The organism is Campylobacter sp. BCW_6464 (assembly GCF_001762775.1).
Classification (GTDB): Bacteria; Campylobacterota; Campylobacteria; order Campylobacterales; family Campylobacteraceae; genus Campylobacter_D; species Campylobacter_D jejuni.
In genome coordinates, this window is the sequence record NZ_MJXM01000045.1 from 82,817 (window position 1) to 104,357 (window position 21,541).

General features: G+C 30.2%; 21 protein-coding genes. 20 read left to right on the forward strand and 1 reads right to left on the reverse strand.

Annotation, left to right across the window (positions count from 1 at the left end; translation table 11 throughout):
* The first annotated feature begins 82 nt into the window (after nucleotides 1–82).
* The 20 genes from AJ885_RS04245 to AJ885_RS04340 all read left to right on the forward strand — a co-directional run bounded on the left by AJ885_RS04245 (nucleotide 83) and on the right by AJ885_RS04340 (nucleotide 20,584).
* Nucleotides 83–1,618: an ABC transporter substrate-binding protein gene (locus AJ885_RS04245; RefSeq protein ID WP_070274071.1), complete on the forward strand. Its 1,536-nt coding sequence runs from the start codon at nucleotides 83–85 to the stop codon at nucleotides 1,616–1,618.
* Nucleotides 1,618–2,562, forward strand: coding sequence for an ABC transporter permease (locus AJ885_RS04250; RefSeq protein WP_053872620.1), 945 nt, complete (start codon nucleotides 1,618–1,620; stop codon nucleotides 2,560–2,562). Before AJ885_RS04245 ends, AJ885_RS04250 begins: the two co-directional genes overlap by 1 nt.
* A complete protein-coding gene (locus tag AJ885_RS04255) occupies nucleotides 2,549–3,343 on the forward strand; it encodes an ABC transporter permease (protein ID WP_074487149.1) in 795 nt (264 codons plus the stop codon). Before AJ885_RS04250 ends, AJ885_RS04255 begins: the two co-directional genes overlap by 14 nt.
* The gene (locus AJ885_RS04260; RefSeq protein ID WP_044778686.1) at nucleotides 3,340–4,050 is read left to right on the forward strand and encodes an ATP-binding cassette domain-containing protein; all 711 of its coding nucleotides are present in this window, start codon (nucleotides 3,340–3,342) and stop codon (nucleotides 4,048–4,050) included. Before AJ885_RS04255 ends, AJ885_RS04260 begins: the two co-directional genes overlap by 4 nt.
* Nucleotides 4,043–4,708, forward strand: coding sequence for an ATP-binding cassette domain-containing protein (locus AJ885_RS04265; protein ID WP_044778688.1), 666 nt, complete (start codon nucleotides 4,043–4,045; stop codon nucleotides 4,706–4,708). The genes AJ885_RS04260 and AJ885_RS04265 overlap by 8 nt, the downstream gene beginning before the upstream one ends.
* A gap of 113 nt (nucleotides 4,709–4,821) precedes the next feature.
* On the forward strand, nucleotides 4,822–5,211 hold the full coding sequence (locus AJ885_RS04270; RefSeq protein WP_002824972.1) for an NAD(P)H-quinone oxidoreductase subunit 3: 390 nt from the start codon (nucleotides 4,822–4,824) through the stop codon (nucleotides 5,209–5,211).
* Nucleotides 5,193–5,696: a NuoB/complex I 20 kDa subunit family protein gene (locus AJ885_RS04275; protein WP_002777888.1), complete on the forward strand. Its 504-nt coding sequence runs from the start codon at nucleotides 5,193–5,195 to the stop codon at nucleotides 5,694–5,696. The genes AJ885_RS04270 and AJ885_RS04275 overlap by 19 nt, the downstream gene beginning before the upstream one ends.
* Entirely contained in the window at nucleotides 5,693–6,487 is a 795-nt protein-coding gene (locus tag AJ885_RS04280; RefSeq protein ID WP_079396964.1) for an NADH-quinone oxidoreductase subunit C, read from the forward strand. Before AJ885_RS04275 ends, AJ885_RS04280 begins: the two co-directional genes overlap by 4 nt.
* 1 nt (nucleotide 6,488) lies before the next feature.
* Nucleotides 6,489–7,715, forward strand: a complete 1,227-nt coding sequence (gene nuoD / locus AJ885_RS04285; RefSeq protein WP_044778690.1) for an NADH dehydrogenase (quinone) subunit D — start codon at nucleotides 6,489–6,491, stop codon at nucleotides 7,713–7,715.
* Entirely contained in the window at nucleotides 7,712–7,939 is a 228-nt protein-coding gene (locus AJ885_RS04290) for an NADH-ubiquinone oxidoreductase subunit E family protein (protein WP_002824979.1), read from the forward strand. Before nuoD ends, AJ885_RS04290 begins: the two co-directional genes overlap by 4 nt.
* Complete coding sequence (locus AJ885_RS04295) at nucleotides 7,936–8,628, forward strand: hypothetical protein (protein WP_002862215.1); 693 nt, start codon at nucleotides 7,936–7,938, stop codon at nucleotides 8,626–8,628. The genes AJ885_RS04290 and AJ885_RS04295 overlap by 4 nt, the downstream gene beginning before the upstream one ends.
* Nucleotides 8,625–11,087 carry an NADH-quinone oxidoreductase subunit G gene (locus AJ885_RS04300; protein ID WP_070280782.1) on the forward strand — a complete coding sequence of 821 codons (2,463 nt, stop codon included), beginning with the start codon at nucleotides 8,625–8,627 and terminating at the stop codon, nucleotides 11,085–11,087. The genes AJ885_RS04295 and AJ885_RS04300 overlap by 4 nt, the downstream gene beginning before the upstream one ends.
* On the forward strand, nucleotides 11,080–12,078 hold the full coding sequence (nuoH, locus tag AJ885_RS04305; protein ID WP_002856570.1) for an NADH-quinone oxidoreductase subunit NuoH: 999 nt from the start codon (nucleotides 11,080–11,082) through the stop codon (nucleotides 12,076–12,078). Before AJ885_RS04300 ends, nuoH begins: the two co-directional genes overlap by 8 nt.
* A gap of 9 nt (nucleotides 12,079–12,087) precedes the next feature.
* Nucleotides 12,088–12,729 carry an NADH-quinone oxidoreductase subunit NuoI gene (gene nuoI, locus AJ885_RS04310; protein WP_070280784.1) on the forward strand — a complete coding sequence of 214 codons (642 nt, stop codon included), beginning with the start codon at nucleotides 12,088–12,090 and terminating at the stop codon, nucleotides 12,727–12,729.
* The gene (locus tag AJ885_RS04315) at nucleotides 12,726–13,244 is read left to right on the forward strand and encodes an NADH-quinone oxidoreductase subunit J (RefSeq protein ID WP_053872614.1); all 519 of its coding nucleotides are present in this window, start codon (nucleotides 12,726–12,728) and stop codon (nucleotides 13,242–13,244) included. The genes nuoI and AJ885_RS04315 overlap by 4 nt, the downstream gene beginning before the upstream one ends.
* The gene (gene nuoK, locus AJ885_RS04320; RefSeq protein WP_002858466.1) at nucleotides 13,241–13,537 is read left to right on the forward strand and encodes an NADH-quinone oxidoreductase subunit NuoK; all 297 of its coding nucleotides are present in this window, start codon (nucleotides 13,241–13,243) and stop codon (nucleotides 13,535–13,537) included. Before AJ885_RS04315 ends, nuoK begins: the two co-directional genes overlap by 4 nt.
* A gap of 1 nt (nucleotide 13,538) precedes the next feature.
* Nucleotides 13,539–15,329, forward strand: coding sequence for an NADH-quinone oxidoreductase subunit L (gene nuoL / locus AJ885_RS04325; protein ID WP_070280786.1), 1,791 nt, complete (start codon nucleotides 13,539–13,541; stop codon nucleotides 15,327–15,329).
* Between the two features lies 1 nt (nucleotide 15,330).
* Complete coding sequence (locus AJ885_RS04330) at nucleotides 15,331–16,818, forward strand: NADH-quinone oxidoreductase subunit M (RefSeq protein ID WP_070280788.1); 1,488 nt, start codon at nucleotides 15,331–15,333, stop codon at nucleotides 16,816–16,818.
* A complete protein-coding gene (locus AJ885_RS04335) occupies nucleotides 16,808–18,196 on the forward strand; it encodes an NADH-quinone oxidoreductase subunit N (protein ID WP_070280790.1) in 1,389 nt (462 codons plus the stop codon). The genes AJ885_RS04330 and AJ885_RS04335 overlap by 11 nt, the downstream gene beginning before the upstream one ends.
* A gap of 21 nt (nucleotides 18,197–18,217) precedes the next feature.
* Nucleotides 18,218–20,584, forward strand: a complete 2,367-nt coding sequence (locus AJ885_RS04340; protein WP_070280793.1) for a flagellar protein — start codon at nucleotides 18,218–18,220, stop codon at nucleotides 20,582–20,584.
* 42 nt (nucleotides 20,585–20,626) lie between these two features.
* Here AJ885_RS04340 and AJ885_RS04345 read toward each other — a convergent pair.
* A partial coding sequence (locus AJ885_RS04345; protein WP_002934477.1) for a methyl-accepting chemotaxis protein occupies nucleotides 20,627–21,541 on the reverse strand: 915 nt, incomplete at its 5' end.

Genomic DNA, 21,541 nt, shown 5'->3' on the forward strand with positions numbered 1-21,541 from the left:
TAACTTTATCCCCCGTATAGGCTTGCGAGTTGAGTTTTTTTGTTTTATAATTTTGTGCGTTATTAAAATAAAAAGGTTTTTTATGTTGAGATTTTTAATTTTTGCAATGTTGTTGTTTGTGAATTTAGAAGCAAAAATCCCAAAAGATACACTTATTATAGCAGTTGAAAATGAAATCGCAAGGATAAATCCTGCTTATAGTGAGGATCATGATGCAGTGATTAATCTTGTATTTTCAGGGCTTACGCGTTTTGATGAAAATATGAGTTTAAAACCTGATTTGGCTAAGTCTTGGGATGTTAGTAAAGACGGGCTTGTTTATGATATTTTTTTAAGAGATGATGTTTTATGGCATGATGGAGTCAAATTTAGTGCTGATGATGTGAAATTTAGCATAGAAGCCTTTAAAAATCCTAAAAACAATTCTTCTGTTTATGTCAATTTTGAAGACATTAAAAGTGTGGAAATTTTAAATCCTTCTCATGTAAAAATCACACTTTTTAAACCTTATCCTGCATTTTTAGATGCTTTAAGCATAGGAATGCTTCCTAAACATTTGCTTGAAAATGAGAATTTAAACACAAGCTCTTTTAATCAAAATCCTATAGGTACAGGTCCTTATAAATTTGTAAAATGGAAAAAAGGTGAATATGTTGAATTTAAAGCTAATGAACATTTTTATCTTGATAAGGTAAAAACTCCAAGACTTATTATAAAACACATTTTTGATCCTTCTATAGCTAGTGCTGAGCTTAAAAATGGCAAGATAGACGCAGCTTTAATCGATGTTTCTTTGCTAAATATTTTTAAAAATGATGAAAATTTTGGAATTTTACGTGAAAAATCGGCTGATTATCGGGCTTTAATGTTTAATTTTGATAATGAATTTTTAAAAGATTTAAAAGTAAGACAAGCTTTAAATTATGCAGTTGATAAAGAAAGTATAGTAAAAAATCTTTTGCATGATTATGCTTTTGTAGCTAATCACCCTTTAGAGCGTTCTTGGGCAAATCCTAAGAATTTTAAAATTTACAAATATGATCCTAAAAAAGCCGAGGATTTACTTGTAAATGCAGGTTTTAAGAAAAATAAAGATGGAAATTTTGAAAAAGATGGGAAAATTTTAGAATTTGAAATTTGGGCGATGAGTAATGATCCTTTAAGGGTAAGTTTAGCTGGAATTTTGCAAAGCGAATTTAGAAAAATAGGAGTTGTAAGCAAGGTAGTGGCTAAACCTGCTGGAAGTTTTGATTATTCTAAAGTAGATAGTTTTTTAATAGGCTGGGGAAGTCCTTTAGATCCTGATTTTCACACTTTTAGGGTATTTGAAAGTTCGCAAGATAGTGCTTTAAATGATGAGGGTTGGAATTTTGGACATTATCATGATAAAAAAGTGGATATAGCCTTGCAAAAAGCAAGAAATACTTCAAATTTGGAAGAGAGAAAAAAATATTATAAAGATTTTATAGATGCTTTGTATGAAAATCCTCCTTTTATCTTTTTAGCCTATCTTGATTTTGCTTTAGTTTATAATAAAGATTTAAAAGGTATCAAAGCAAGGACTTTAGGTCATCATGGAGTGGGTTTTACTTGGAATGTTTATGAGTGGAGTAAATAGTGCTAAAACGCTTAGTTTTTAGTCTTGTCGTAGCATTTTTTAGCACTTTTTTATGTTTTGCTTTGCTTTATTTTAGTAAAGGCGGTATAGCTTATGTTAATGGAGTTAATTCACAAAGTAAAGAATTTATTCAAAGAATAGAACAAAATTTAGGGCTTGATAAGCCTTTGCTAGAGCAGTATAAAATTTGGCTTTTTAAGGCTTTAAAAGGAGATTTAGGGGTTTCTTTTTTAAGTGGAGAAAGTGTTTTAAAGCTTATAAAAGAAAGAATTTTTAATACTTTTATTTTGGGTTTTAGTGCCTTAATGCTTTTATTTTTACTCAGTGTTTTTTTGGCACTTTTAGGATATTACTATAAAGAAAGTTTTATAGATAAAATCATCACTTTTTTAGCTTTTAATTTTTTTGCTTTACCTCCTTTTGTTTTAGCTTTATTGTTTGTTTTAATTTTTGGAATTTTTTGGAAAATTTTGCCTGTTATGGGAAGTAGTGATATAGGCTTTGAAGATGATTTTTTAAATCGTTTAGAGCATTTGATTTTACCTGTTTTGGTGCTCGTTTTATCACATTTGGCGTTATTTTTAAGGATTGCTAGAAATTTTATCAATGAAAGTTTTTCTCAAATTTTTATTCAAAATTTATATGCTAGAGCTTTGAGGGAAAAAGATATTTATTTTTTAGTTTTGAAATATTCTTTAAGTCCTATTGTGGCTTATTTTGGGGGAAGTGCTTTAAGTTTTATGATGGGAACTTATGTGGTAGAAAGTGTCTTTGCTTACGAGGGGCTTGGGTCTTTACTTTTTAAAAGTATTATTTTTAAAGATTATCCTGTTGTGCTTGCGCTTATATTTTTTAGTGTTTTGCTTGCAGCATTTTTTACATTTTTAAGTGATATTGTAGCTAGGATTTTAAATCCTAGATTAAGAAGGCTTGATTTTGTTTAAATTTCTTATCATACTTGCGCCTTTAATTTTTTTGTTTTTATGCGCCTTGTTCGCACCTTTTTTGACTCCTTTTGATATTTTAAGCACTCATTTAGAAAATTTGCATCAAGCTCCTAATTTTACTTATATTTTAGGGACTGATTTTTTAGGCAGGGATTTGTTTTCTCGTTTGCTTTTTGCTTTGAGAAATTCTTTGATTATAGGTGTTGGTGGATCTTTATTGTCTATTATTTTTGCTTTGTGTTATTTGTTTTTAGCACGATGTTTTTTTTATATTTTTTGGATGCGTATTTTAGAGTTTTTTTTAGCCTTGCCTGCTTTTTTACTTATGATGTTTTTTCAAAGCATGATAACTTCTGATGTGTTTTTGATGATTTTTTTAATCGCTTTAATTCATTGGTGTTTCATAGCAAGAATTATAGAAAGTGAATTAAAAAGACTTGAAAATTTAGATTTTTACAAAGCAAATATAGTGCTTGGAAGAACTAAATTTAGAGCTTTTTTTAAAGATTTAATACCCGCTTTAAAAACACTGATTTTTACACTTTTTATATTTAATATTGTTCATGCTATAGCCACAGAAGCTACTTTGAGTTTTTTTGGACTGGGCTTAGGATTTGAAATTCCAACTTTAGGTACTCTTTTGAGTGAGTCTTCAAAAGCAGTTTTTATAGGTGCTTGGTGGATGATACTTTTTCCACTTTTAAGCTTGCTTTTGTTGTTTTTACCTCTTTTATGGTTGGGTAATTTTTTACAAAAAATTTGGGGTATAAGATCTTGAAGGTAAGAAATTTAAATATCAGTTTGAAGAATAATTTATTGCTTAAGGATATTAATTTAGATATAAAAACAGGCAAAACTTTAATGATACTAGGACAAAGTGGAGTGGGTAAAAGCTTGTTAGGAAAAGCTTTGGTAAGACTTTTAGATTCTAATTTCACAATAAGTTTTGATGAATTAAGTTTTCATAATTCTTGTATTTTTAATTTTAACAAAGAAGAACTTAGAGATTTTCGTTCTAAGGTGGCACTTGTTTTACAAGATGCAGAGCTTAGTCTTTATCCTTATTTGGATATCGGAAATTTATGTCATCTTGTTTTAAAAACTCATACAAAATTAAAACAAAAAGAAAGAAAAGATTACGCTTTTTCTTATTTTAAAAAATTAGGATTTGAAAATCTTGATCGTTTATGGCATTCTTATGCTAATGAATTAAGTTTGGGTATGGCAAGAAGGGTGAGCCTAGCTTTAGCATTATTAAATCAACCCCAAATTTTAATTTGTGATGAAATCACAGCTTCTTTGGATAAAGAAAACGCTTCTAAGATCATATCGATTTTAGAAGAATTAAAAAATACTACAGCCTTAGTTTGCATCACTCATGATTTAAATTTGGTAAATTCTTTAGCAGATGAAATTCTTATGCTAGAAAAAAATAGTTCAAATTTATATAGTTTAGATGAGTTTTTAAGGTATTATAATGCTTAAAGTTTGTAATTTAAGTAAGTTTTATGAGCTTAAAAAGCATTGGTATTTAAAAAAAGAAAGACATATTGTTTTTGATAATATCAATTTTTCTTTAAATGAAAATGACAATTTAATGATTTTAGGTAAAAGTGGTGCAGGTAAAAGTACATTAGCTAGAATTCTTTGTTTTTTAGAAGATCCAAGCGAGGGTGAGATATGGTATGAAAATCTTAACTTACACAAGCTTGATAAAAACAAACAGAGACTTTTAAGAAAGCAAATTCAGTATTGCTTTCAAGATCACAAAATGACTTTAAACCCTTATAAAAAAATCAAAAATCTTATACAAGATGGTTTGGAAAATTTTAATTTACAAAAGAATGATGACTTGATTTTAGAATTTTTTGATTTTTTTAGTCTAAAAAAACAAATTTTAGAACAAAAACCCTATGAATTAAGCGGAGGAGAAGCCACGCGTGTAGGTCTTATCCGTGCTTTGGTTTTAAATCCTAAATTGTTGATTTTAGATGAAATTACTTCAGCGCTTGATATTAAAACTTCTAAAGAAATTTTAACTTTTTTATATGACTATCAGCAAAAAAATAATATTTCTTATATATTTATAACCCATCAAAGTGATCTTTTTTATAAATTTAATCATAAAAAATTAAAACTTTAAAAAAATATTTTTTAATATAAGTTTCAATATAGAAAGTTTAGAGTAAAATAAAGAAAAGTGTAAATTTAATTTTTGTTGTGGAGTGATTAAAGTGCTTTAAAAAAGGAGAATAAATGTCTCATATAGATGCTTCGCATCCTTATTTTGGTATTTTTTTAATGCTAGTACTTGCTAGTGTTATTTTTTTTGGACTGGTTTTTTTAGCTTCAAAAATTGGTAATAATTTTGCCGCAAAAAATCGCAAAAAATTAGGACTTGGAATTTATGAATGTGGTCCTATTCCTGTTAAACAAGCTAACAAGATTAACTCTCAATTTTTCATCATCGCCTTAATCTTCATACTTTTGGATATAGAAGTTGTGTTTTTATTTCCTTGGGCTTTGATTTTTAAAGATTTAGGTTGGTTTGGGCTTTTAGAAGTTTTTGTTTTTATCGTACTTTTAGGAGTTGGATTTTTATATGCTTATAAAAAAGGAGCGTTTGCATGGCAGAGCATCAAGTAAATTATGCAAGTGGTTTGCCCGTCGTTTTAACTAGCGTTGATAAACTAGTTCAATGGGGTAGGAGTAATTCTTTATGGGCTTTATCTTATGGACTTGCCTGTTGTGCGATTGAGATGATGGCGGCTGGGGGTTCAAGATATGATTTTGATAGATTTGGAACGATTTTTAGAGCTTCGCCACGTCATAGCGAAGTGATGATTATCGCAGGAACTTTATGTAAAAAACACGCTGAATTTACAAGAAGACTTTATGATCAAATGCCTGATCCTAAATGGGTGATTTCTATGGGAAGTTGTGCCAATACAGGTGGTATGTTTAATACTTATTCTACTGTTCAAGGAGTGGATAGAATTATACCTGTAGATATTTATGTACCAGGCTGTGCTCCACGCCCCGAAAGTTTTCAGTTTGCTTTGATGATTTTGCAAAAAAAGATTCGCAAAGAAAAAGCAAGTCGCAAGATCGCACCTAAAAGGTTGGTATGATGAGAAAGTATAGCGATAAAAAAAATGCTCAAACTCAAAATTACTATAAAGATAGATTTTATCACGCACCACACACTGTAAAATCTGATGTTAATGAAAGTGTTTTTAAAGATGATTTTGAAGTTTTAAAAACTCAAGTAGAAATTTTAAATTCCTTTATAGAGCTTGATTTTTGGGTAATAGAAATTAAAAAAGAAGACAATGTTAAAACCTTGCAAATGCTTAAAACTTTAGGGTATTTAAGTTTTACAGAGGCAAGTGCTATTGATTTTATAGCAGATAGAAATGGTTTTGAAGTGTTTTATCAGCTTTTAAATTTAGAAAAAAAATTAAGAGTGAGAATAAAAACTTTTGTAGGTGTAAAAGAGCGTTTGCAAAGCGTGGCTCATGTTTTTAAAGGGGCAAATTGGAGTGAGAGAGAAATTTATGACATGTTTGGAATTTTCATCATAAATCATCCCAATTTAAAACGCATTTTAATGCCTGATGATTGGTTTGGACATCCGCTTTTAAAAACTTATCCTTTAAAGGGTGATGAGTTTGCAAGATGGTATGAGATTGATAAAATTTTTGGTAAAGAATATCGTGAAGTAGTGGGTGAAGAACAAAGAGATTCTGGTTTTGTTGATGATAAAGATACGCTAAATTTTGCAAGACTTTATCATGAAGTGTCAAAAGGTGGTCAAAAGAAGGAAATTTCCTTTAAACAAGAATATCAAGAAGATGAAGGCGTAGCTTTTGTAAAAAAAGTAAAACGTGATGAAGCAAAAATTTTAGAGAAAAGGCGTTAAAATGCAAATTCCTAGCAAGTTAAAACCTTATTATGAAAATATAACTTTTGAGCAAGAAGACTCAAAAATGATTATCAATTTAGGCCCTCAACACCCTTCAGCACATGGAAATTTACGTCTTATTTTAGAACTTGATGGAGAGCAAGTTGTAAAAGCACGTCCTTGTATAGGTTATATGCATCGTGGTATGGAAAAAATGGCTGAAAATATGATTTATCAAGAATTTATTCCTACTACTGATAGAATGGATTATATCGCCGCTTCAGCGAATAATTATGCTTATTGTGCAGCGGTTGAAAAGCTTTGTGGTTTAGAGATTCCACGCCGTGCAGCAGTCATACGCATGATACTTTTAGAATTAAACCGTATCGCATCGCATTTACTTTGGCTTGCCACTCATGCGCTTGATATTGGTGCGATGAGTGTGTTTTTATACTGCTTTAGAGAACGTGAATATGTTTTGGATTTGATAGAAAAGTATTGCGGCGCAAGGCTTACGCATTCTTCTATGAGAATAGGCGGGGTTATGCTTGATTTACCTGAGAATTATTTAGAAGAAATGCTTGCATTTTGTGACAAATTTCCAAATGATCTAAAAGATTATGAAGATCTTTTAGATGATAATAGAATTTGGCGTTTAAGAACTGAAAATGTAGGTGTGGTTACCAAAGAACAAGCCTTAAATTGGGGTTGTACGGGTGTGATGTTAAGAGGAAGTGGTATAAAATACGATATACGCAAAGAAGAGCCTTATTTGCTTTATAATGAAGTCGAATTTGGTGTGCCTTATGCTACACAAGGGGATTCTTATGCAAGATATAAAGTTTATATGCAAGAATTTCGTGAAAGTTTGAAAATCCTTAGGCAATGTGCCACGCTTTATAAAGATACTCCACCTGAAATTTTAGCTACGCATCCTGAGTATGTAAGTGCTTCAAAGGAACAAATTTTAACGCAGAATTATTCCTTAATGCAGCATTTTGTTTTAATCACTCAAGGTTTAAAACCTCCTAAAGGCGAAGTTTATGTGCCTACCGAAAGTCCAAAAGGTGAGCTTGGCTTTTTTATCCATAGTGATGGTACAGGAAGACCTTATCGTTTAAAGGCTAGAACGCCTAGTTATTGGCATTGTGCGTTTTTTGAAGAAATGCTTGTAGGTACTTATTTGGCTGATGTTGTAGCCATTATGGGTAATGTAAATATAGTTTTAGGTGAGATAGATCGATGAGAAGAGTAGATTTAAGAAAAAGCAAAGAGCTTTTTGAAGATTTAGCACAAATCATAAAAGAAGCAAAACAAGGTGAGGTTTTAGTGGTGCTTTTTGAAATCGGCGATTTTTCTCCTGTTGAAAAAAGTTTTTCTTTTGTAAAAGAACAAGGTTGCGAGCTTTTAAATTCTTTGAAATTTAATCAAGTGGATTGGACTATTGTTATAAAAAAGGAGAGGGTATGATTTATGATAATGCTCTTTGTTTTTTAGATATGCCAAGCCTTAAAAACAAAAATTTATGTGAAAAAATAGGTGTAAATAGTATTAATATTTCTTGTTTGGAAGATAAAAATTTAAAAGCTAAATTTTACAAATGCGAAATTGCAAGTTTGAGTTTTGTTTTAGCCTTGCTTTGTAAATTAAGCGATGAAGGACAATTTAGCGATTTAGATGAGGGATATTTAAGTGCTGAATCTTGCTTTGGAGAGGAAGAAGCAGGTGAAGTGCTTGCTTTTTTAAAAGAGGCTAAGTATTTAATTATAGATAAAAATATCCATTTTTATAAAGATAGCGAAAATATCAAATATTTTTTGAATTTCTTAAGCGTAAAATATGAATTAAAGATTTTAGATAGCGATGAAGAAGAATGCGATTTTAAAAAGGCAAAATTAAACACCTTAAAAGAACTAGATAATTATGATGGTTTAGTGCTTTTTAGAGCAAATTTGCAAGATAAAAATTTACATTGTTCAAAGCAATTTTTACAAATTGCAAAATGCAAAGATCAAAGTGAAGTTAAAATTTTGGCTAAAGATTTTAGTTTTAAAACCAAGCTTTGTTTAGATGAAAATTTACAAGGCACCATAGCTTTTTTAAATTATGAAAACAATGGTTTTGATTTTACTCCAATTCGCATAAAGGAAGCAAAATGACAGTTAAGATTAATGGTATAAATTGCGCCTTTGAAGAAGGCGAATATATTTTAAATATAGCAAGAAGAAATGATATTTTTATCCCAGCGATTTGCTATCTTTCAGGCTGTAGTCCTACTTTGGCTTGTCGTATGTGTATGGTTGAAGCTGATGGTAAAAAGGTATATTCTTGCAATACTAAAGCAAAAGAGGGTATGGTTGTAGAAAGTGATTTAAAAAATCTTTGGGATGAAAGAAATGAGATCATGCAAGCTTATTGTATCAATCATCCTTTAGAATGTGGAGTTTGCGATAAATCAGGCGAGTGTGAATTGCAAAATTTCACTCATAAAAGTCGTGTAAATGTTCAAAAACATTGGATTAAAGACACGCATAAACCGCATAAACATTGGGGAATGATTAATTACGATCCCGCACTTTGCATAGTATGTGAGCGTTGTATTACAGTTTGTAAGGATAAAATCGGCGAAAGTGCTTTAAAAACCGTTCCTCGTGGCGGAGATAGTGTGGATAATAGCTTTAAAGAGAGCATGGGAAAAGATGCTTATGCGATTTGGACTAAATTTCAAAAAAGTTTGATAGGTCCTGCAAATGGCGACACGCTTGATTGTTCATTTTGTGGGGAATGTACAAGCGTATGCCCAACAGGAGCTTTGATAGGTTCGAAATTTCAATACACTTCAAATATTTGGGAACTTAAAAGAATCCCTGCTTCAAATCCGCATTCAAGCGATTGTGAGTTGATGTATTATGATATTAAGCAAAGTGGTATTAGCAATCAAAAAGAAAAAATTTATCGTGTGAGTAATGATTTTGCCTTTGCGAGTTTAAATAAGGCTGCAAGATTTGCTTTTGATACGCAAAATGAGGCAGATAAAGATGAAAAAGCCTTTAAAGAACTTGTGGAGCTTTTTGAGAAAAATGAAATTAAAAACATTAAATTTAATAGTTTTATTACCAATGAAGAAGCTTTGATTTTACAAAATTTAAAAAAGAAATTTAATCTTTCTTTGATCAATGAAGAAGCTTTGAAATTTAAAGAATTTTTACAAGAATTTATCGCTAATTCTGGCGAGTTTTATAGTGCTAATACTCAAGATATAACAAAAAGTGATTTTTTTGTTGTGGCTGGAATGCTTTTAAGATATGATGCTCCAACACTTAGCTATAAAATCAATAATGCTTTAGTGATGAATAAAGGCTCAGGGCTTTATTTTCATCCTATGGAAGATATGGGTATAGCAAAATATTCTAAAAATTTTATTTCACACATTCATAAAAGTGGCGATGAAGAGCAAATTTTATATTTTTTACTTCAAAAATTTAGCCAAGATGAAGGTATTAAAACTCATTTAGCAGAGTTTTTTGTTAGTGAAAATAAAGAAATAGAAGAAAGTATCAACGAAGAAGTTGTAGAGCAAGTCATAGAAAAAGATGAAGAAGGCAATGAAATCCAAAAAGAAGTAAAAAAAGTCGTGCCTAAGAAAGTGAAAAAAATCATAGAAGTGCAACGCTCTATTTTTGCTAAAAATTTAGGCATAGATGAAGATAAATTAGAAGATTTATTGCTTAAAAAAGCAAATTTTACTCTTGTTATAGGGAGTGATTTTTATTTTCATAAAAATGCGAAAAAACTTGCTAAATTACTTGCTTTGATCCAAAATACCACTCCTTTTAAAGTCTTTTTAAATCCTACGCATACCAATACCTTAGGTGTGGCCATGATTTGCGATTTGGATAAAAACACACAAGAAGGCAAGACTTTAGGTTATAATGAAAAAGGTGATTTTAGTTTTTCTTATGAAGAGCATGCAAATTTAGCTAGTGCGAGTTTAAATCAGCAAGAAGGAACTTTTTTAAATTACGATAAAAGAGTGGTGCCAACTAACGCTGCTTTAGAATTTAAGGGATATTTTTTAAATGATTTAGCTAATGCTTTAGGTTTTGATGAGGAATATACCATAAATTATACTAAGAGACTCCCTATAAATAAAGGTTTTTCTCCGATTGATTTTGATCATTTAGACAATTTTTATACCAATGCAGGCGATTGTAAAAGGGGATATGAGCTTAATTTAGAATGTTTTAAACAAGTTGCTAAAAAAGAATTCATCTCTCCAAATTTTGAAAATTTAAACCCAAAAGAAGATGAAATTTTGCTTTATAGTGCTAATCCTAGCTATCAATTTGGTAGATTTTCAAATCGTGCTAGTGCGATTAATGAGGTGATTTTTTTAGGTGTAAGTGAAAATTTAGCTAAAGAGAAAAATTTAAAAGATAAAGATCTTGTAAAACTTAAAATAAAAGATAAAGAATTAAGCCTTAGTGTGCGTGTGGATAAGGATATAAAAAATGGAGCTTTCTTACCGTATTTTGATGAAAAACTTGACACGCTAAGCTTTTTTGATGAAAGATTTGTTGTGGCGAATTTAGAAAAATTAGGAACAAACCATGAGTGATTTTGCTTTTTTTGCTTTAGAGGCTTTGATTAAATGTATTATTGTCATTGCAATATTTGCGAGTTTAGCAGGTCTTGCAACTTATGCTGAAAGAAAAGTTTTAGCTTATTTTCAAAGACGCATAGGGCCTGATATGGTAGGGCCTTTTGGGCTTATTCAACTTGTAGCTGATATGATAAAACTTTTTACTAAAGAAGATATAATCCCTTCAAATTCGCAAAAATTTATTTTTGCTATAGCACCTTTGATTTCTGCTATTTGTGCTTTTGTTTCTTTAGCGGCTATTCCTATGCTACCTGAATTTACTTTATTTGGAAGGGTGATTCAGCCTATAGTGGCAGATATCAATGTAGCTTTGCTTTTTGTCATCGGCACTTCAGGACTTTGCTTTTATGCGGTGTTTTTGGGTGGACTTGCAAGTAATAATAAATGGTCGATTTTAGGGGCTGCAAGAGGGCTTGTAGCGATTATTTCCTATGAAAGCGTAGGAGCTTTGGCTTTGATTGCTATTGTAATGCTTGTAGGTTCTTTTTCTTTGGTGGATATTAACAATTATCAAAGTGATGGATTTTTTTCTTGGCTTATTTTTAAACAGCCCTTGGCTTTTGTGCTTTTTATAATTGCTTTATTTATAGAGACCAATAGAACTCCGCTTTGTTTGACGGAAAATGATGCTGAAATTGTAGCGGGTTATGGAACGGAGTATTCGGGTTTAAGATGGGGTATGTTTTTTATAGGTGAATATGCTTCTATGATAGCTGGAGCTATTTTGGTAACTCTTTTGTTTTTAGGGGGTTTTAATAGCTTTTGGATTATTCCTGGTTGGATTATGATGATAGTAAAATCAAGTTTTATTTTCTTTTGGTATTTTTGGGCAAGAGCTGCTTTTCCGCAATTGCGTCCAGATCAAGTGATGAAAATGTGCTATTTGATCTTAATCCCTTTAGCGGTTTTAAACCTTTTAATCACTGCTTTGGCAGTTCTTTTATAGGAGTTTGATATGAAAAATTATTATTTAGTGGATGAGCAAAGAAAAACTCCTGTTAGCACTTGGGAGAAAATTTCACAAGCTTTGCGTAGAAGCGTTAAACTAGAGCTTTTTGTAGGGCTTTTTGTGATGATGAGAGAATTACTTAAGAGAAATAATAGCGCTACGATTAAATATCCTTTTGAAAAGGTAAAGCTTGACAATCGTTACCGTGCTGTTCATCGTTTGATGCGTTTTATAGAAAGCGAAAATGAAAGATGTATAGGTTGTGGGCTTTGCGAAAAAATTTGCATTAGCAATTGTATTAGAATGGAAACTTCTTTAGATGAAAATGGGCGTAAAAAAGTAGGAAATTATAGTATTAATTTAGGGCGTTGCATTTATTGTGGTTTTTGTGCTGAGGTTTGCCCTGAACTTGCTATAGTGCATGGAACAGAGTATGAAAATGCAGCTGAGCAAAGGTCTTATTTTGGCTATAAGCAAGATTTTTTAACTCCTATTGATAAGCTTAAAAATCAAGTTGAATTTGAAGGAGCGGGAAGCCTTAGAAAAGATGCTGATTTATTGGTGGTAAAAACACCAAATTATTACGATGTGATGCAAGAAAGAGCCTTAGAAAATCAAAATACACAAGAGCAAGGAGAAAATAAATGATAGAAAATTTGGCTTTTGTATTTTTTAGTGTAGTGGTTTTAGGCTTTTTTGGCATTGCGGTTTTAAGTAAAAATATGCTTTATTCTCTTTCGGCTTTAGCGGGTGGAATGGTGTTTTTATCGGGATTTTATTTTTTACTTGATGCAGAGTTTTTAGGCGTGATACAAATTATTGTTTATAGTGGAGCTGTGCTTGGACTTTATAGTTTCGCGATGATGTTTTTTGATGCTTCTAAAGAATTTAAAGAACAACTTAAAGCTAAAAAAAGTTTTTTTACTTTGGTAGTTTTAAGTGCGATTTTACTTTTGGCCATGCTTATAGGTTTTAAATACCAAAATATCAGCACGGATTTGCCTTTAAATGATCCTGCTTTGTTTGATTTTAATAAACAACTGGCTTTAGCGATTTTTTCAAAATATCTTTTGGCTTTTGAATTTATAGCCATTTTACTTTTGATTGCTTTAGTTTGTGCTATCACTCTTACTCATAAAGAGCTGACAAAGGAAAAACGATGATAGAAAAGTATTTTTTTATAGCTATTTTAATGTTTGTCATAGGGCTTGTAGGGATTTTAAAAAGACAAAATCTCATCATGCTTTTTATTTCGAGTGAAATTTTATTAAATAGTGCTAATTTAGCCTTAGTAGCAGCTTCTAAAATGCACAATGATTTAAATGGACAGGTTTTTGCACTTTTTATCATGGGTGTAGCGGCTTGTGAAGTAGCTGTTGGTGTAGCTTTGTGTGTGCTTTGGTATAGAAGAAAAGGCACTTTGGAATTAAAAAGCTTAAAAGAAGTGGAGGCTTAGTATGCAAAATTTGGCTTTGATTTCTCTTTTTAGTCCTTTTATTGCTTTTTTGTTTGCAAGTTGTTTTGCTTTGAGTGAGAAAAAACAATTTGTAGGGATAATTTGCTCACTTCTAATAGCTTTGAGTGCTTTTTGTTCTTTGTATTTGCTTTTTTGCAATGAAGCTTTTAATGTGAGTTTGTTTGAATGGTTTGCTGGAGTAAATTTTGGATTTGATATAGATGCCATTTCGCTTACTATGATGAGTGTTGTAGGTATTGTAGCTACTTGTGTGCATTTTTATAGTATTTTTTATATGGCTCATGATGAAGGTTTTAATAAATTTTTTGCTTATTTAGGACTTTTTGTCTTTTCTATGCTTTTTTTAGTTATGAGTGATAATTTCTTAGGACTTTTTGTAGGTTGGGAAGGTGTTGGGCTTTGCTCTTGGTTGCTTATAGGTTTTTGGTATAAAAATGATACTTATTCTTTTGCAGCTAATGAAGCTTTTATTATGAATCGTATTGCAGATTTGGGTATGCTTTTAGGAATTTTTTGGCTTTATTTACAAGCAGGAACTTTAAAATATAATGAAGTTTTTTCCATGGCACAAAGCCTAGATCACAATGCTTTGATCTTAATCGCAACTTGTTTATTTATAGGAGCTATGGGAAAATCTGCACAATTTCCTTTTCACACTTGGCTTGCTGATGCTATGGCAGGGCCAACTCCTGTTTCTGCATTAATCCATGCAGCAACCATGGTAACAGCGGGGGTTTATTTGGTAATTCGTGCTAGCACGCTTTATGATTTAGTTCCTGAGGTTTCTTATATTATTGCCTTACTTGGAGCTTTTGTAGCGATTTTTGCAGCCTCTATGGCTTTGGTGACTAGGGATTTAAAACGCATTATTGCTTACTCTACCTTATCACAACTTGGATATATGTTTGTAGCTGCAGGACTTGGGGCTTATGGTATAGCTTTATTTCACTTAGCTACACATGCTTTTTTTAAATCTTTACTTTTTTTAGGTGCTGGAAATGTAATGCATGCTATGAATGATAAATTAGACATTAAAAAAATGGGTGGACTTTTTAAACCTTTAAAATTTACGGCTATTTTGATGTGTATAGGATCTTTAGCTTTAGCAGGAATTTATCCTTTTGCAGGATTTTTCTCTAAAGATTTGATTTTAGGATATTCTTTCATTTCTTTTCACCATGGTATTTTTTTAGTGCTTTTAATCGCAGCTTTTTTAACAGCATTTTATAGCTTTAGACTTTTAATGTTGGTATTTTTTACCCCTGCAAGGCATGATGAACATCCACATGAAGCAAGTAAAATCGCACTTTTGGCTATGAGTCCTTTGATGGTTTTAGCTATTGTTGCAGGATTTTTTGAACATAGTTTTTTTGAATATTTAAGCACAAAATTAGTTTTTATTGATGCACAAAATCAAATTGTAATGATTTGTGCGAGTGTAGCAGCTATTTTGGGTGTAATTTTGGCTATTTTTGCTTATAAAAATTCTTGGTTTAAAGAAAGTATTGAAGAAAATAAAATTCACAAACTTTTAAGTAATGATTATTTTATTCCTAGATTCTATCATCAATTTATTGTTTCAAAATATGAAAGCTTATGTGCGATTTTAAAACATTGTGATCTTTATATTTTTGATAGAATAGTTGAAAAAATTGCTTTTTATTCTCAAAATATTTCACAAAAAATGATTATGCCAAACAGCTTAAACTTAATGCTTAGATTTTTGGTGACAGCTTTTGTGATTTTGTTGATTTTGGTATGGATGGTGTAAAATGCTAAATTATTTGATATTTTTTCCTTTAATTTCTGCTTTTGTGGTTTTGCTTTTAAATCGTGGAGGCGTTAAGGTTTTTAGCGTTGTTGTAAGTTTTATGATTTTGGCTTTAAATTTGGATATTTTTGCGGATTTTTTACAAGGGGCAAGCTTTGATTATAATCTCTCTTTTAAAATTTTGAAATTTTTTAGCTTTCATGTAGGAGTAGACAGTATCGCAATTATATTGATGCTTTTAAGTTCTTTGATGATATTTTTAAGCTTTTTATTTTTAAAGCTGGAACAAAAAGCGCTTGTATCTTGTATATTCTTTTTAGAATTTGCTATTATGGGACTTTTTAGCGCAAAAGATGGTTTGTTATTTTATGTTTTTTGGGAATTTTCTCTTTTGCCTTTGCTTTATATTATGGGAGTTTATGGTAAAGATTTTAGAGCAGGGGTGAAATTTTTTATCTATGCTTTTGCGGGTTCAATTTTAATGCTTGTAGCATTGATTTATCAAGCTTATTTAAATTATCAACTTTTAAACATCTTCACTTTTGACTTGGAAATTTGGAAAAATAATGCCTCAGCAGTAAATTTCACAGAGCAACTTTTACTTTTTGGAGCATTTTTTATCGCTTTTGCTATCAAAGCTCCTTTATTTCCACTTCATACTTGGGCACCTAAGGTTTATGCAAATTCGCCTGTACTTGTTTCTGTAATGCTTGTAGTTTTTAAAATGGCTCCTTTTGGATTTTTACTTTTTTGTTTACCACTTTTTCCAGATGCGAGTGTGTATTTTATGCCTTTAATTGTAGCTTTATGCATAGTGAGTATCGTTTATAATGCTTTAATTGCTTATAGAGCAGAAAATATTAAAGAATTGATCGCTTATAGTTCTATTTCACATCTTGGTGTGATGATTTTGGGAATTTTTTCTTTAAATGCTTTGGGTATTAGTGGTGCGGTTTTTTATATGTTTGCACACGGTATTGTAACGGGAGCTTTATTTTTAATGGTTGAACTTTTACACCAAAGATATCATACTTATGATATTTCTTTTTACCATTCTTTGGCTAAAAAAGCACCTTTATTTTCAATTTTCTTTATGCTAATTTTACTTGCGAGTGTTTCTTTGCCTTTAACTGTTTCTTTTGTGGGAGAGTTTTTAATTCTTTTAGGTATAGCAAAGATTAATTTATTTTACGCTTTATTGGCAGGTTTGGTGATTATTTTAGGAGCGATTTATATGTTTGCAGTATTTAGAAAAATATTTTTCATGCAAAAACAAAGCTTTATAGAGAGTTTTTCTTTACGCTTTAGAGAAATAGTAGCGCTTGTGTGTATTGTAGTAATGATTTTTGGACTAGGGCTTATGCCAAATATACTTTTAAAGCCGATACAAAAAGATGTGGATAATCTTATAAAAACAATGAATATTAGAGCTGTGGAGCAAAATACTTTAGATTTTTTATCTAAAATAGGAGAGGTAAATGTTAAATAATTTTTTAAATTTAGAACTTTTAAATATAAGCTTATCTTATCCATTTTTATTTTTAATTACAACTGCAATAGTTCTTTTGCTTTGCTCTGGTTTTTGGAAATTTCATCGATCGTTTTATATTGGCATAAGTTCTTTATCTTTAATTGTAAGTGCTTTTTTGATTTTAAATAATGCAAATGCTCAAGGTTTAGAAGCAAAAGCTTTTTTGGCTACTTTAAATAATGATATTGTTTCATTTTATGCTTCTTTGGTGATTTTGTGTTTTTCATTTTTATATCTTTTAATGCAAAAAGAAGAAAATCAGGGTGAATTTTATGCTTTATTTTTATTTGTGATTGCATCTTTGCTTTTGATGGTTTCAAGCTCAAATTTAGTACTTATTTTTATAGGACTTGAAAGTTCTTCTTTAGCACTTTATACTTTAATAGCAATGCGTGGAAGTGATAATGCTATTTCAAGTGCGATAAAATACTTTAGTGTAGCGGCTGTAGGAGCTGGGTTTTTTGTTATGGCTGTAGCTTTTATTTATTTAAAAATAGGAACTTTAGATTTATCTGCTAATTTAGCGTTAAAAAATGAGTTTCAAAAAGATCCCATGCTTTTGGGTGCTGGAGTGATGATTTTTGTTCTTTGTGCAATCAAGCTTTCTTTGGCACCTTTTCATTTTTGGCTTAAAGATGTGTATTATGCAGCACATACAAATTTGGTTGCTTTTATTTCAGTTGTGCCAAAAGTTGCCATGTTGGTTGTGGTTATTCGTTTGTTTGATTTTTTAAATAATACAGGTTTTGAATATATCATAATAGTTCTAGCGATTTTTTCTATGCTTATAGGTGCTTTTGCGGCTCTAAGTCAAAACAATATCAAAAAAATGTTTGCTTATAGTTCTGTAGTGCATTCTTCTTTGGTTTTGGTAGCTTGCATTCCTTTATTAAAAGAACAAAATTTTGATGGAATTTTGCTTGCTATTTTTGGATATTGGACTTTATTTGCTTTTGCAAATTATGCTGTATTTATGATTTTAAGCAATTATGAGAATAATTCTTATGAGAGTTTAAATGGGCTTTTGGTTAAAAAACCTTTAATTGCTTTTTGTTTAAGCATTAGTGTGCTTTCTTTAGCAGGTGTCCCGCCTTTTGGAGTATTTTGGGGTAAATTTATGATTTTAAATACAGTAATTTTAAATGGATATTGGTATTTGGCACTTTTTGTGACTTTATCTTCTGTTATTATGCTTTATGCGTATTTAAAGATTTTAATTCATGCTTTATTTATGAAAAATGATAGGGTTTATAATATTAAGTTTAGTTTTATACAAAATTTTATTTTAGCTTTTTGTGTTTGTATAAGCACTTTTGCTATATTGTTAATGTTATAAGAGTTTTGCTATAATTATTTTATGAGAATATTATTTTTAATTTTATTAAATTTTTTAAATGCTTTTGCTTTTGAGCTTGTTTTAAACACGGGTCGCGAAAATAATCAAGCTTTTGCAGTTTTACATGCGAGTAATGATTTAGAATTTACATGTCAAAAATTTATTACCGAATCAAAAGTTCATTTTGAATGTGATATTGTAGGTATGGTTGATAATAAATTAAAAGATCAGAGTTTTTCTGCTTTTGATTTAAAATTTATACAAGAAGCTCAAAAAATTAAAATGATCATTTTGCCAAAAATACAAGCAAGAATGTTTGACACTTCTCAAAATATTTATATAGATAAAGAACTTAGTTCATCAAGTTCGCATAAAAGTAAGGCTTTTACTTTTATTTTTGCACCAGAGCTAGCACCTATTAAAGACTATGATGGACTTGATTTTAATATCAATTTTCCACACGAGAGCTTGCCTTATGTTGGAGCTTTGGATTTAAATTCTGATCCTGTTATTATCCCTCAAAGTGCAGATATTAATACTTATTTACGCATCAAAAAAGAATACGATAAGGCTAATTATAGTCAGGTTGCTATTGATGCGCAAAATGCTATCAATAGATATCGTGGCAGTATTTTTACTAGTGAATTTATACTATATAAATTAAGAGCTCAAAATAAACTTTACACCCAAGATCCAAGCATGCGTGATCAACAAATTTTAGAAAAGATGATTGATGATGCTAAAAATTGGACGCGTACTTTTACAAGTGATAAAAATTTTTCAGAAGTTTTACATATAATGTTAAGAACTTATATCGCTTTAGCCCAGCGTGCTGATGTGGAATATACAATGTCGATTTTGGATAATGAACAACCTAATAATTATTTTACTCAGTTATCAAAACTTGATTATGCAGACTATATTTATAATTTAAATGAAAAAGAAAAAGCTGTAAATATTTATGAAAATACTTATTTTAATACAAAAAATTTAGATTTAGCTGCAAGAGCAGCTATGAGTTTGGCAAAGAATTTGCTTTCAAATGGGCAAGTAAATAAAGCTATAGAGTATATTAACACTATTTTAAAAGCCAATCCTGAATATTTTGGAAAAGATATTCCAAGATCCTTAGAACTTGCTAAATTATTTAATCAAAAAGGACAATTTGATATAAGTGCAAGTATTTATGAAGATGCCTTTGCTAAAATGTCCAAACTTGATCCAAGTTATGAAGAAACTTTAAAAGATTTAGCCTTAGTTTTATCACATACTAACAGATCTAGTGATGCTAAAAAATACCTTGATTTGTATATGGATGATTATTTAGATGGTAGGTATTTAGATGAAATCAAAAAAGCAAGTGATGAGGTATTCTTTGCTTTAGGTGATAATAATGCAAGCTTTTTGCATCAGCGTTATACAGATTTAATGAAGCAATATGCAAATAAAGATGAGAATATTGCAAATAAAGCTTTAGATGAAGATGTTGCACTTTATTATAAAGAGGGAAATTTTAGTGCGATTTTAGCTTATAAAGATCTTATAGAAAGTAAAAAAATTCCAAATGCTACTCAATTTTTAGAGAAAGCAGCTGTTAATGATTTAAAAAATGCGATAAAAGCTGATAATTGTATCAATGCTGCAAATATTTTTATGCGTTTTAGCGCTTATGATATAGGTCAGAAAATTGAGAATAAAAAACAAATGTTAGCTTGTCTTATCAGAACTTCTAATGTTGAACAAGCACTTGATTATATAGATAAAAATTATAGTGAAGATTCTATATTTTATGGTCTTCAAAAAGCATCTATTCTTTTTGATAATAAACAATATCCTCAGGTGATTAAAATTTCTAAAGATATAGCTAATTCTAGAATTTTAAAAAGCGATGATGAGAATTTTAAGGCTTATTATTTGCAATTTTTGTCTTTGTTGCGTTTAAATGACTACAATCAAGCCATTAAAATTTTGCAAATTTTAGAAAGTTTTCCAATGAATTTTAGTATGGTAGAAGCTTATGATGCTTTACTTTCTTATGCTAATGATCATAATATGCAAACAACTATTTTAACTTACGCACCTAAGGCCATTGACTATCAAAATTTTAAAGGTATAAATCTTTTTAGTCCTAATTTAGAATTTATGTATCTTGATGCTTTGGCTAAAATCAATAAAAATGAAGAAAGTTTAGCCGTTTTAACAGATTTGCTTAAATTAAAACTTTCAGATGAAGATAGAGCAAGAGCTTTATATATCCAAGCTTTAACTTATGAAAGAATGCAAAATATACAAGCTGAAAAAGAAAGTTTAAAACAATGTCTTGAAATCAAAAGTGTTTCAAATTGGCAGAATTTATGTAAGAGTAAAAATCAAATTTTAAATCAATAAGTAAATTTAGAGATAACTAGCTTTTTAGCTAGTTATCTAAGGTTAAAACCTCTTCTTCTTAACATCTTCTAAGATATTATTAGCTATATCACTTACTGTACTAGAAATAATAGCTGATTCATTAGCAATTTCAACATTATCTTTAGTAGTTTGATCAATTTGTGCTACGCTATCATTGATTTGAGTAATACCTGCAGTTTGTTCTTTAATACTTTCTGCCATATCATTGATAGATTGAACAAGTAAATTAGTATTAGCTTCTATTTCAGATAAAGACTTTTGAGTTCTCTCAGCTAGCTTTCTAACTTCATCAGCCACAACAGCAAAGCCTCTACCATGTTCTCCAGCACGTGCAGCTTCAATAGCTGCATTTAAAGCTAGAAGATTGATTTGATCTGCGATATCTCCTATAATACCTGTAACATTTTTAATCTCTTCAGATTGAGTGATAACATCACTAGTTTTAACTGAAACATTTTGCATAGAAGAAGTGATCTCTTCTAAAGCTGCTGCAGTTTCTTCTAAAGATTGAGCTTGAGAATTTGAAGAAGTGGTTAAGCTTTGAACAGCAGTTTGTAATTTTCCACTTTCATTAGCTAAAGCATTAGCAAAGTCTGAACTTTGTTTTAGCATTTTAACTATTTCATCACCTAAAGCATTAGTAGTTAATTCAACACTTCCTGAAGCATTAGAGATTTTATTTCTAAAATCTAAGCTTTTGTATTCTTCAAATATTTTATGAATAACATTCATATCAGAACCTACTCTAGCTTGTAAAACATCAAGAAGTTTATTTAGAACATTTTTAAGTTCAATAAGTTGTGGGTTTCTTGGATTAGCAGTAATTCTTGCTGTTAAATTACCACCTTCTACAACTGATACGGTTTGAACTGATTCTTTAACAGCTTGATTGTCTTGTTCTAAACCTTTTTTAGTAGCAAGGATGTTTTCGTTGAT

Excerpts from the sequence above, each read along its gene's own strand:
- AJ885_RS04245 (WP_070274071.1), top strand. The coding sequence starts at position 83 with ATGTTGAGATTTTTAATTTTTGCAATGTTGTTGTTTGTGAATTTAGAA.
- AJ885_RS04265 (WP_044778688.1), top strand. The coding sequence starts at position 4,043 with ATGCTTAAAGTTTGTAATTTAAGTAAGTTTTATGAGCTTAAAAAGCAT.
- AJ885_RS04270 (WP_002824972.1), top strand. The coding sequence starts at position 4,822 with ATGTCTCATATAGATGCTTCGCATCCTTATTTTGGTATTTTTTTAATG.
- AJ885_RS04275 (WP_002777888.1), top strand. The coding sequence starts at position 5,193 with ATGGCAGAGCATCAAGTAAATTATGCAAGTGGTTTGCCCGTCGTTTTA.
- AJ885_RS04280 (WP_079396964.1), top strand. The coding sequence starts at position 5,693 with ATGATGAGAAAGTATAGCGATAAAAAAAATGCTCAAACTCAAAATTAC.
- nuoD (WP_044778690.1), top strand. The coding sequence starts at position 6,489 with ATGCAAATTCCTAGCAAGTTAAAACCTTATTATGAAAATATAACTTTT.
- AJ885_RS04290 (WP_002824979.1), top strand. The coding sequence starts at position 7,712 with ATGAGAAGAGTAGATTTAAGAAAAAGCAAAGAGCTTTTTGAAGATTTA.
- AJ885_RS04295 (WP_002862215.1), top strand. The coding sequence starts at position 7,936 with ATGATTTATGATAATGCTCTTTGTTTTTTAGATATGCCAAGCCTTAAA.
- AJ885_RS04300 (WP_070280782.1), top strand. The coding sequence starts at position 8,625 with ATGACAGTTAAGATTAATGGTATAAATTGCGCCTTTGAAGAAGGCGAA.
- nuoH (WP_002856570.1), top strand. The coding sequence starts at position 11,080 with ATGAGTGATTTTGCTTTTTTTGCTTTAGAGGCTTTGATTAAATGTATT.
- nuoI (WP_070280784.1), top strand. The coding sequence starts at position 12,088 with ATGAAAAATTATTATTTAGTGGATGAGCAAAGAAAAACTCCTGTTAGC.
- AJ885_RS04315 (WP_053872614.1), top strand. The coding sequence starts at position 12,726 with ATGATAGAAAATTTGGCTTTTGTATTTTTTAGTGTAGTGGTTTTAGGC.
- nuoK (WP_002858466.1), top strand. The coding sequence starts at position 13,241 with ATGATAGAAAAGTATTTTTTTATAGCTATTTTAATGTTTGTCATAGGG.
- nuoL (WP_070280786.1), top strand. The coding sequence starts at position 13,539 with ATGCAAAATTTGGCTTTGATTTCTCTTTTTAGTCCTTTTATTGCTTTT.
- AJ885_RS04330 (WP_070280788.1), top strand. The coding sequence starts at position 15,331 with ATGCTAAATTATTTGATATTTTTTCCTTTAATTTCTGCTTTTGTGGTT.
- AJ885_RS04335 (WP_070280790.1), top strand. The coding sequence starts at position 16,808 with ATGTTAAATAATTTTTTAAATTTAGAACTTTTAAATATAAGCTTATCT.
- AJ885_RS04340 (WP_070280793.1), top strand. The coding sequence starts at position 18,218 with ATGAGAATATTATTTTTAATTTTATTAAATTTTTTAAATGCTTTTGCT.